This is a genomic window from Pseudomonas sp. NPDC086112, from assembly GCF_044746425.1.
Classification (GTDB): Bacteria; Pseudomonadota; Gammaproteobacteria; order Pseudomonadales; family Pseudomonadaceae; genus Aquipseudomonas.
The window spans coordinates 1-10,639 of record NZ_JBIVCD010000070.1 but is presented as its reverse complement, the minus strand read 5'-3'; the positions used below and the strand labels follow the sequence as shown (position 1 = coordinate 10,639).

Below are 10,639 nucleotides of genomic sequence, written 5' to 3'. Positions count from 1 at the left end.
ATGACGGTCGAACACCTGCTGCTGGCCCTATTGGATAATGAGGCTGCCGCCACCGTTTTGCGTGCCTGCGGCGCAAACCTCGACAAACTCAAGCATGATCTGCAGGAGTTCATCGACTCCACCACGCCATTGATCCCACTTCATGACGAGGATCGTGAAACCCAGCCAACCCTGGGCTTTCAGCGTGTACTGCAACGTGCTGTCTTTCATGTACAGAGCTCGGGCAAACGCGAAGTGACTGGCGCTAACGTGCTGGTCGCAATCTTCAGTGAGCAAGAGAGTCAGGCAGTGTTTCTGCTGAAACAGCAGAGCGTTGCGCGCATCGATGTCGTCAACTACATCGCCCATGGCATTTCCAAAGTGCCAGGGCATGGCGATCACTCTGAAGGTGAACAAGATATGCAGGACGACGAGGGCGGTGAGTCTTCTTCTTCAGGCAATCCTCTGGATGCTTATGCCAGCAACCTCAACGAACTCGCGCGCCAGGGTCGTATCGATCCGTTGGTAGGCCGTGAGCTGGAAGTCGAGCGCGTCGCGCAGATCCTTGCGCGTCGTCGCAAAAACAACCCGCTGCTGGTGGGCGAGGCCGGCGTGGGTAAAACCGCGATTGCCGAAGGCCTGGCCAAACGCATTGTCGACAACCAGGTGCCGGATCTGCTGGCCAACAGCGTGGTGTATTCCCTCGATCTGGGGGCTTTGCTGGCGGGGACCAAATACCGCGGCGATTTCGAGAAGCGCTTCAAGGCGCTGCTCAATGAGCTGAAAAAACGTCCGCAGGCGATTCTGTTCATCGACGAGATCCACACCATCATCGGTGCGGGCGCTGCGTCCGGTGGCGTCATGGATGCGTCGAACCTGCTCAAGCCATTGCTGTCTTCGGGCGACATTCGCTGCATCGGTTCGACCACGTTCCAGGAGTTCCGTGGGATCTTCGAGAAGGACCGTGCCCTGGCTCGGCGCTTCCAGAAGGTCGATGTGTCGGAACCTTCGGTGGAAGACACCATTGGCATCCTGCGTGGCCTGAAAGGACGTTTCGAAGCGCACCACAACATCGAATACAGCGATGAAGCCCTGCGCGCCGCTGCGGAACTGGCCTCGCGTTACATCAATGACCGGCACATGCCGGACAAGGCGATCGACGTCATCGACGAGGCGGGCGCCTACCAGCGTCTGCAGCCGATCGAGAAACGCGTGAAACGCATCGAAGTGCCTCAGGTCGAGGACATCGTTGCGAAAATCGCGCGAATTCCGCCAAAACACGTCACCAGTTCCGACAAAGAGCTGCTGCGTAACCTTGAGCGTGACTTGAAACTCACGGTATTTGGCCAGGATGCGGCGATCGACTCGCTGTCGACTGCGATCAAACTGTCCCGTGCCGGCCTCAAGTCGCCTGACAAGCCAGTCGGTTCGTTCCTGTTCGCAGGGCCGACCGGTGTTGGTAAAACCGAGGCCGCGCGGCAACTGGCCAAGGCGTTGGGGGTCGAGCTGGTTCGCTTCGACATGTCTGAGTACATGGAGCGCCACACCGTATCGCGACTGATCGGTGCGCCTCCAGGCTATGTCGGATTCGATCAGGGCGGTTTGCTGACCGAAGCCATCACCAAGCAGCCTCACTGCGTGCTGTTGCTCGATGAAATCGAGAAGGCGCATCCGGAAGTCTTCAACCTGCTGTTGCAGGTCATGGACCACGGTACGCTGACCGATAACAACGGGCGCAAGGCGGACTTCCGTAACGTGATCGTCATCATGACGACCAACGCCGGTGCCGAAACTGCGGCACGTGCTTCGATCGGTTTCACCTATCAGGACCACTCGTCCGATGCGATGGAAGTGATCAAGAAGAGCTTCACGCCGGAATTCCGTAATCGTCTGGACACCATTATCCAGTTTGGTCGCCTCAGCCATGAGGTCATCAAAAGCGTGGTGGACAAGTTCCTTACCGAACTTCAGGCGCAGCTGGAAGACAAGCGCGTGCAGCTGGAAGTGACGGACGCAGCGCGTGGCTGGCTGGCAGCGAGTGGCTACGACACGGCAATGGGCGCTCGTCCAATGGCGCGTTTGATCCAGGACAAGATCAAGCGTCCACTGGCCGAAGAGATCCTCTTTGGCGAACTGGCCGATCATGGTGGTGTGGTACACATCGACCTCAAGGACGGCGAGCTGACCTTCGAGTTCGAGACCACGGCTGAAATGGCCTGACGTTAAACCGCAGCAAAGCAAAAAGGCGCCGATTGGCGCCTTTTTGCTGCCTCGAGAAATACATAAGTCCCCTGTGGAAGCGGGCTTGCTCGCGAAAGCGGTGGGTCAGCTTGCATCAATGTTGAATGTGAAACCGCATTCGCGAGCAAGCTCGCTCCCACATTGGATTTAAGGTGGTTGTTAAATCGCAGGCAAACAAAAACGCCCGGCATAGCCGGGCGTTTTGTATTGACTTGATTAGCGAGCGCGGTAGGTGATGCGCCCTTTGCTCAAGTCATAGGGCGTCAGCTCGACGCGCACTTTGTCGCCGGTAAGAATACGGATGTAGTTCTTGCGCATCTTGCCGGAGATATGAGAGGTTACTACTTGCCCATTTTCCAACTCCAATCGAAACATGGTGTTGGGCAGTGTGTCGACGACAGTGCCTTCCATTTCGAAGCTGTCTTCTTTCGACATGCAGTAAAGCCCTCGGTGTCCAATGAATGGCCCGGTGCAACTGCGCCAGGCAAAAGCGGCGTGCATTGTGCCCGAAAAATGGGGTTTAAGCCAAGGGGTTAGTGTCCTGTCTCACAAATACGTTCCTCTTTTGGCGAGTGGCTGTTGTCGTCAGGCAAGGCGCCGCGACGAGTCATAGCCCGCTATGGCAAGGAGCGGCAACGCAGCATGATGACAACAGACGCCGTCAAAAAGGAACAGTATTTGCGAGACAGGGCACTAGCTCAGGATGACCCAACGTTGATTAATCAGCAGTTCGATAGGGCGATATTGGGTCTTGTAGCTCATTTTTTTGCAGTTTTTGATCCAGTAGCCAAGATAGACGGCTTCCAGCCCCAGGCGTCGGGCTTCGCCGATTTGCCAGAGGATTGCATAGCGCCCCAGGCTACGACGCTCCTCCGCGGGTTCATAGAAGGTGTAGACCGCCGACAGGCCGTTGGGCAGCAAGTCAGTGACGGCCACGGCCAGCAGGCGGCCTTCGAGACGAAATTCGTAGAAGCGGGAGAATGGTAGATCACGTACCAGGAAGGTCGAAAACTGGTCGCGGCTCGGCGGATACATATCGCCGTCGGCATGACGTTGTTCGATGTAGCGCTGATAAAGGTCGAAGTACTCTTCGCTGAACTTTGGTCTGGCCGGACGCACCTGCAAGTCGGCATTTCGTTTGAGAATGCGTTTTTGCTGACGGTTGGGGGTAAATTGCGCCACAGGAATGCGTGCCGGTACGCACGCATTGCAATGCTGGCAATGGGGCCGGTAGAGATGATCGCCACTGCGACGAAAACCCATTTCCGACAGGTCTGCGTAGACGTGCACATCCATGGGCTGACTAGGGTCGAGGAACAGCGTCGTGGCCTGTTCCTCGGGCAGATAGCTGCAAGAGTGGGGCTGAGTGGCATAAAACTTCAAACGCGCCAACTCGGTCATGATCAACCCTCGGGATAAGCTTTTGATTAGGGGGCGCTCTCAATGAGTTTCCCCGCATTAAGTGTAAGCCACACGCGCCAATGTCGCTCAGCAAACCCAAGTGGCGCGGCCCGGTTGATCCAGGTGTCGCGCAAGGTAGCCGGCAAATTCGCGGCGGGGAATCGCTCGGGCACCCAGGCTGTGCAGATGATCGGTAGGCATCTGGCAGTCGATCAGCACAAAACCCGAGTCTTTCAGGTGTCGCACCAGGGTGGCGAAGCCATATTTGGAAGCGTTGTCGGCGCGGCTGAACATCGACTCGCCAAAAAACAACTGCCCCATAGCCAGGCCGTAGAGCCCGCCGACCAGCGCGCCATCGTCCCAGACTTCCACCGAATGGGCGTAACCACGCCTGTGCAGTTCGACATAGGCATCCTGCATCGCTTGGGTGATCCAGGTGCCGTCAGCGTACTCGCGCGGTGCGGCGCAGGCGCGGATGACCGCGGCAAAATCCCGATCGAAGGTCACTTGATAGCGTTGTTGGCGCAGCAGTTTGTTCAAGCTACGGGAGACATGCAGTTCGTCGGGAAACAGTACTGTGCGCGGGTCCGGCGACCACCAGAGAATCGGCTGGCCCTCCGAGAACCACGGAAAGCAGCCGTGACGATAGGCCTGAATCAGGCGATCGGCGGACAGATCGCCGCCCGCGGCCAGCAGCCCGTTGGGGTCGCGCATGGCTTTTTCCAGCGGCGGGAAGGTCAGGGTGTTGCGTTGTAACCAAGTCAGCATGGCATCCGGGCTTGCAGAAGGGGAGGGCGGTAGCGGGCCGTTGAGCCCGCCTTGAGGAGGTTAACCGTCAAACGGTGGGGATGTCATCGAGATACTTCTCGGCATCCAGCGCGGCCATGCAGCCGGCCCCGGCGGACGTCACCGCCTGGCGGTAAATATGATCGGCCACGTCACCGGCGGCGAACACGCCTGCAATGTCCGTGGCGGTGGCATCACCTTCGCTGCCGCCCTTGATCAGCAGATAACCGTCGCGCATTTTCAGCTGGCCCTGGAACAGGTCGGTATTGGGCTTGTGGCCAATGGCGATGAATACGCCGGCCAGCGGCAAGTCATTGGTTTCGCCCGTATGGCTGTGCCGCAGGCGGGCACCGGTCACGCCGCTGGCATCGCCCAGTACTTCGTCCAGATTCTGGTTCCAGTGCAGGCGGATATTGCCGTTGGCGGCTTTTTCGAAGAGCTTGTCCTGGAGGATCTTCTCCGAGCGCAGTTTGTCGCGACGGTGAATCAGGTGGACTTCCTTGGCGATGTTCGACAGATACAGTGCTTCTTCCACAGCCGTGTTACCCCCGCCGACCACCGCGACCACCTGATTGCGGTAAAAGAAGCCATCGCAGGTGGCGCACGCCGAAACTCCTTTGCCGGCAAAGGCTTCTTCCGATGGCAGCCCCAGATATTGGGCCGAAGCGCCGGTGGCGATAATCAGTGCATCGCAGGTGTAGGTGCCGCTGTCGCCGATAAGCTCGAACGGGCGCTGTTGCAACTTGGCCGTATGGATGTGGTCGTAAACGATCTCTGTGTCGAAGCGTTCGGCGTGTTTTTGCATGCGTTCCATCAGTACCGGGCCGGTCAGGCCTTCGACGTCGCCGGGCCAGTTGTCGACTTCGACGGTGGTGGTCAGCTGGCCACCTGCCTGTATGCCGGTGATGACAACGGGTTTGAGGTTGGCGCGAGCGGCATAAACGGCTGCGCTGTAACCGGCGGGGCCGGAACCCAGAATGATCAGGCGGGAATGCTTCGCTTCAGTCATAAAAACACCTCATAAGCCTTTGTCACAAAAGAGAATGCATGCTCAAATTGGACCGCGCGTACTGTGCTGTTGGCTATGCTGCACCCAAGGGTCTCAAGCATGGCATCGGGTGAACAAACCCGTACAATGCTCGCTTGTAACAGTGTTTGTATCAAAAAAGCGGTGCGTGCCGTATTTCGAAAAACCGGGGCGCAGTGTTAAAAGTAGTCTCAGTTGCGCCTGTTAACTTTTTTACCTGCCTGGATTGGGCAGTTTTTATAGTCATTCAACAGATGGACGCGCCATGGGCGCAGGAAAAGAAGCGTTTTGAAGAAATCCACCGCAGCACCTAAAACAGTCGTCCCGCTCTGGCGCCAGCAATTGCACTACCGGCTCAAGGAAGGTGCATTGATCGCCATCGGCGCCTTGTGCCTGTTCCTGATGATGGCTTTGTTGACCTACGGCAAAGACGATCCGGGCTGGAGCCATAACAGCAAGATCGACGATGTGCAGAACTTCGGCGGGCCGGCCGGCTCTTACAGCGCCGACATCCTGTTCATGGTCCTGGGTTACTTCGCCTACATTTTCCCGCTGTTGCTGGCGATCAAGGCGTATCAGATCTTCCGCCAGCGCCACGAGCCGTGGCAGTGGAGCGGCTGGCTGTTCTCCTGGCGCCTGATCGGCCTGGTATTCCTGGTGCTGTCGGGTGCGGCGCTGGCCCACATCCATTTCCATGCGGCGACCGGTCTACCGGCCGGCGCGGGCGGCGCTTTGGGCGAAAGCCTCGGCGATCTGGCCCGGAACGCGCTGAACATCCAGGGCAGCACGCTATTGTTCATTGCGCTGTTCCTGTTCGGCCTGACAGTGTTCACCGACCTGTCGTGGTTCAAGGTGATGGACGTCACTGGCAAGATCACCCTTGATCTGTTCGAACTGTTTCAGGGCGCGGCCAATCGCTGGTGGGCGGCCCGTGTCGAACGCAAGCAACTGGTTGCCCAGCTGCGTGAGGTCGACGATCGCGTGCATGACGTAGTCGCGCCGACGGTCACCGACAAACGCGAGCAGGCCAAGGTCAAGGAGCGCCTGATCGAGCGTGAGCAAGCCCTGAGCAAGCACATGTCCGAACGCGAGAAGCAGGTACCGCCGGTGATTGCCCCGGCTCCGCCCAAACCGGCAGCTCCCAGCAAGCGCGTGGAAAAAGAGAAACAGGCGCCGTTGTTCGTCGACAGCGCCGTGGAAGGCACCTTGCCACCGATCTCGATTCTCGACCCCGCGGAAAAGAAACAACTCAATTATTCGCCTGAATCCCTGGCGGCCGTCGGCCACTTGCTGGAAATCAAGCTCAAGGAATTCGGCGTCGAAGTTTCGGTGGATTCGATTCACCCGGGCCCGGTGATTACCCGTTACGAAATCCAGCCAGCAGCCGGCGTCAAAGTCAGCCGCATCTCCAACCTGGCGAAAGACCTGGCCCGTTCCCTGGCCGTGACCAGCGTGCGTGTCGTGGAAGTGATTCCGGGCAAGACCACGGTCGGCATCGAGATCCCTAACGAAGACCGGCAGATCGTGCGGTTCTCCGAGGTCTTGTCGACCCCCGAGTACGATAACTTCAAGTCCCCGGTCACCCTGGCCCTGGGTCATGATATCGGCGGCAAACCGGTCATCACCGACCTGGCAAAAATGCCGCACTTGCTGGTGGCCGGTACAACCGGTTCCGGTAAGTCGGTGGGCGTGAACGCGATGATCCTGTCGATTCTGTTCAAGTCCGGCCCGGAAGACGCCAAGCTGATCATGATCGACCCGAAAATGCTTGAGCTGTCGATCTACGAAGGCATTCCGCACCTGCTGTGCCCGGTGGTCACCGACATGAAGGACGCCGCCAACGCCTTGCGCTGGAGCGTCGCCGAGATGGAACGGCGCTACAAGCTGATGGCGAAAATGGGCGTGCGTAACCTGTCGGGCTTCAACGCCAAGGTCAAGGAAGCCCAGGACGCCGGCGAGCCGTTGAGCGATCCGTTGTACAAGCGCGAAAGCATCCACGACGAGGCACCCCTGCTGCAAAAACTGCCGACCATCGTCGTGGTCGTGGACGAATTCGCCGACATGATGATGATCGTCGGCAAGAAGGTTGAAGAGCTGATCGCCCGTATCGCCCAGAAGGCCCGTGCGGCCGGCATCCACTTGATCCTCGCGACCCAGCGTCCGTCGGTGGACGTGATCACCGGTCTGATCAAGGCGAACATTCCGACCCGTATGGCGTTCCAGGTATCGAGCAAGATCGATTCGCGGACCATCATCGACCAGGGCGGCGCCGAACAACTGCTGGGCCACGGTGATATGTTGTACATGCCGCCGGGCACCAGTCTGCCGATTCGTGTTCACGGCGCGTTCGTGTCCGATGACGAGGTTCACCGGGTGGTTGAAGCCTGGAAACTGCGTGGTGCGCCGGAATATAACGACGACATCCTCGCCGGTGTCGAAGAGCCCGGTAGCGGCTTTGAAAACGGCGGCGGTGGCGGTGACGATGATGCCGAAACCGATGCGCTCTACGACGAAGCGGTGCAGTTCGTCCTGGAAAGCCGTCGTGCGTCCATCTCTGCGGTTCAGCGCAAGCTGAAAATCGGCTACAACCGCGCGGCGCGCATGATCGAAGCCATGGAAATGGCGGGGGTCGTGACGTCCATGAACACCAACGGTTCGCGTGAAGTCCTGGCCCCCGGCCCGGTGCGCGACTGATCCGGTTTTGAAAGGGGCGGTGTCTTGAGACGCCGCCCGCACTCCCACGAATGTTTATGAGGACTCCCATGCGTCTTATCCGCATGTTGCTGCTGCCGGTACTGGCTTTGACCACGCTTTCGGCCCACGCCGATGACAAGGACGTGGCTCGTCTGACTCAACTGCTGGAAAAATCCCAGACCCTGACCGCGCGTTTCTCCCAGCTGACTCTTGATGGCAGCGGCACCCAGTTGCAGGAAACCGCCGGTCAAATGTCCTTGCAGCGCCCGGGCCTGTTCTACTGGCACACCGATGCGCCGCAAGAGCAACTGATGGTGTCCGACGGCAAGAAGGTTTCCCTGTGGGACCCGGACCTGGAGCAGGTCACCATCAAGACCCTCGACCAGCGTCTGACCCAGACTCCGGCACTGTTGTTGTCCGGTGATGTGTCCAAGATCAGCCAGAGCTTCGACATCAGCGCCAAGGAAGCCGGCGGCGTGATCGACTTCACCCTGAAGCCGAAAACCAAAGACACCCTGTTCGACAGCCTGCGTCTGTCGTTCCGCAACGGTCTGGTCAATGACATGCAACTGATTGATAGCGTCGGTCAGCGCACCAATATCCTGTTCACTGGCGTGAAGGCCAACGAGCCGATTCCTGCGTCCAAATTCAAGTTCGACATCCCTAAAGGGGCGGACGTGATCCAGGAGTAAGACGCATAACCTGTGGGAGCGGGCTTGCTCGCGAATGCGGTGTGTCAGACAGCATTGATGGCGACTGATACACCGCATTCGCGAGCAAGCCCGCTCCCACAGGGAATGCGGTGTTAGTGCTTTGACTGATCGGCATCAGGACCCAGTGAGGTTTCATAAGTAGTGATGGACCTGTTTCGCAGCGCCCCGATTGCTCAGCCCTTGGCCGCACGCCTGCGCGCGACCAATCTGGACGAGTACGTCGGTCAGGAACACCTGCTCGCTCGCGGCAAGCCTTTGCGTGAAGCGCTGGAGCAGGGCGCCCTGCATTCGATGATTTTCTGGGGGCCGCCGGGGGTGGGTAAAACCACGTTGGCGCGGCTGCTCGCGGAAGTCTCCGATGCGCACTTCGAAACGGTTTCGGCGGTGCTGGCCGGCGTGAAGGAAATCCGCCAGGCGGTGGAAGTCGCCAAGCAGCAGGCCGGGCAATACGGTAAACGCACCATCCTGTTTGTCGACGAAGTACACCGCTTCAACAAGTCCCAGCAGGATGCGTTCCTGCCGTACGTTGAAGACGGCACGCTGATTTTCATCGGAGCGACCACCGAAAACCCCTCGTTCGAACTCAATAACGCGCTGCTGTCCCGGGCGCGCGTCTATGTGCTCAAAAGCCTCGACGAAGCGGCCCTGCGCAAGCTGGTGCACCGCGCATTGACCGAAGAGCGTGGGTTGGGCAAGCGGCAACTGACCCTCAGCGATGAAGGTTTCCAGATGCTGTTGTCCGCCGCCGATGGCGATGGCCGGCGTCTGCTCAATCTGCTGGAAAACGCCTCCGACCTGGCCGAAGACAACAGCGAAATCGGCGTCGACCTGCTGCAAAGTCTGCTCGGTGATACCCGTCGACGCTTCGACAAGGGCGGCGAAGCCTTCTACGACCAGATCTCCGCGCTGCATAAATCGGTGCGCGGCTCCAATCCCGATGGCGCGCTGTACTGGTTCGCGCGGATGATCGACGGCGGTTGCGACCCGCTGTACCTGGCCCGGCGTGTGGTGCGCATGGCCAGCGAAGACATCGGTAATGCCGACCCTCGCGCCCTGAGCCTGTGCCTGGCGGCGTGGGAAGTGCAGGAGCGGCTCGGCAGCCCCGAAGGTGAGTTGGCAGTGGCCCAGGCCATCACGTATCTGGCCTGCGCGCCGAAAAGCAATGCGGTGTACATGGGCTTCAAAGCCGCGATGCGCAGCGCCACCGAACATGGTTCCCTCGAAGTGCCGCTGCACCTGCGCAATGCGCCGACCAAATTGATGAAGCAATTGGGTTATGGCGACGAATATCGTTACGCCCACGATGAACCGGATGCCTACGCCGCTGGCGAAGACTACTTCCCGGACGAGCTCGAACCGCAACGGTTTTATCAGCCCGTGCCCCGCGGCCTGGAACTGAAAATCGGCGAAAAGCTTAATCACCTCGCGCAGCTTGATCGTCTAAGCCCCCTGCAGCGGAGAAAATAGTGATTCCATTGATCGTTGCCGTTTCTGTCGGCGGTGTCGCCGGCACGCTATTGCGCTTCGCCACCGGTAACTGGATCAACGCGAATTGGCCGCGGCACTTCTATACCGCGACGCTGGCCGTTAATATCGTGGGCTGTTTGCTGATCGGCGTTCTATACGGTCTGTTTTTGATTCGCCCGGAGGTACCGTTTGCGGTGCGCGCCGGGTTGATGGTCGGCTTCCTCGGGGGGCTGACGACTTTTTCATCCTTTTCACTGGATACGGTGCGCCTGCTGGAAACCGGGCAAGTGCCGCTGGCCCTGGGCTATGCGGTCATCAGCGTATTCGGCGG

Annotated in this window: 9 protein-coding genes; 5 read left to right on the top strand and 4 right to left on the bottom strand. The window is 59.1% G+C overall.

Annotated features, from left to right (window positions below):
• Positions 1 to 2,199 (top strand): ATP-dependent Clp protease ATP-binding subunit ClpA (gene clpA, locus ACIPLA_RS27470; RefSeq protein WP_401177549.1); only part of this gene is annotated, 2,199 nt, incomplete at its 5' end.
• Positions 2,200 to 2,436: 237 nt separating this feature from the next.
• Here the strand turns inward: clpA and infA are convergent.
• The 4 genes from infA to trxB form a co-directional block, all read right to left on the bottom strand.
• Entirely contained in the window at positions 2,437 to 2,655 is a 219-nt protein-coding gene (gene infA / locus ACIPLA_RS27465) for a translation initiation factor IF-1 (RefSeq protein WP_401177546.1), read from the bottom strand.
• A gap of 258 nt (positions 2,656 to 2,913) precedes the next feature.
• Positions 2,914 to 3,621 (bottom strand): arginyltransferase, encoded by a 708-nt coding sequence (locus ACIPLA_RS27460; RefSeq protein WP_123493785.1) that lies wholly within the window; start codon positions 3,619 to 3,621, stop codon positions 2,914 to 2,916.
• 87 nt (positions 3,622 to 3,708) lie between these two features.
• A complete protein-coding gene (aat, locus tag ACIPLA_RS27455; protein ID WP_192342631.1) occupies positions 3,709 to 4,389 on the bottom strand; it encodes a leucyl/phenylalanyl-tRNA--protein transferase in 681 nt (226 codons plus the stop codon).
• Positions 4,390 to 4,456: 67 nt separating this feature from the next.
• On the bottom strand, positions 4,457 to 5,416 hold the full coding sequence (trxB, locus tag ACIPLA_RS27450; protein ID WP_008068332.1) for a thioredoxin-disulfide reductase: 960 nt from the start codon (positions 5,414 to 5,416) through the stop codon (positions 4,457 to 4,459).
• Positions 5,417 to 5,722: 306 nt separating this feature from the next.
• Between trxB and ACIPLA_RS27445 the strand changes: the two genes are divergently transcribed.
• The 4 genes from ACIPLA_RS27445 to crcB all read left to right on the top strand — a co-directional run.
• Entirely contained in the window at positions 5,723 to 8,128 is a 2,406-nt protein-coding gene (locus ACIPLA_RS27445; RefSeq protein WP_032830114.1) for a DNA translocase FtsK, read from the top strand.
• A 68-nt stretch (positions 8,129 to 8,196) separates the two neighbouring features.
• Positions 8,197 to 8,820 (top strand): outer membrane lipoprotein chaperone LolA, encoded by a 624-nt coding sequence (gene lolA, locus ACIPLA_RS27440; protein ID WP_007904916.1) that lies wholly within the window; start codon positions 8,197 to 8,199, stop codon positions 8,818 to 8,820.
• Positions 8,821 to 8,985: 165 nt separating this feature from the next.
• On the top strand, positions 8,986 to 10,308 hold the full coding sequence (locus tag ACIPLA_RS27435; protein ID WP_401177541.1) for a replication-associated recombination protein A: 1,323 nt from the start codon (positions 8,986 to 8,988) through the stop codon (positions 10,306 to 10,308).
• The coding region (crcB, locus tag ACIPLA_RS27430) for a fluoride efflux transporter CrcB (RefSeq protein ID WP_401177538.1) at positions 10,308 to 10,639 on the top strand (332 nt) is incomplete at its 3' end. The genes ACIPLA_RS27435 and crcB, both read left to right, overlap by 1 nt.

Coding starts and splice junctions, on each gene's coding strand:
- infA (WP_401177546.1), bottom strand. CDS start 2,655: ATGTCGAAAGAAGACAGCTTCGAAATGGAAGGCACTGTCGTCGACACA.
- ACIPLA_RS27460 (WP_123493785.1), bottom strand. CDS start 3,621: ATGACCGAGTTGGCGCGTTTGAAGTTTTATGCCACTCAGCCCCACTCT.
- aat (WP_192342631.1), bottom strand. CDS start 4,389: ATGCTGACTTGGTTACAACGCAACACCCTGACCTTCCCGCCGCTGGAA.
- trxB (WP_008068332.1), bottom strand. CDS start 5,416: ATGACTGAAGCGAAGCATTCCCGCCTGATCATTCTGGGTTCCGGCCCC.
- lolA (WP_007904916.1), top strand. CDS start 8,197: ATGCGTCTTATCCGCATGTTGCTGCTGCCGGTACTGGCTTTGACCACG.
- ACIPLA_RS27435 (WP_401177541.1), top strand. CDS start 8,986: ATGGACCTGTTTCGCAGCGCCCCGATTGCTCAGCCCTTGGCCGCACGC.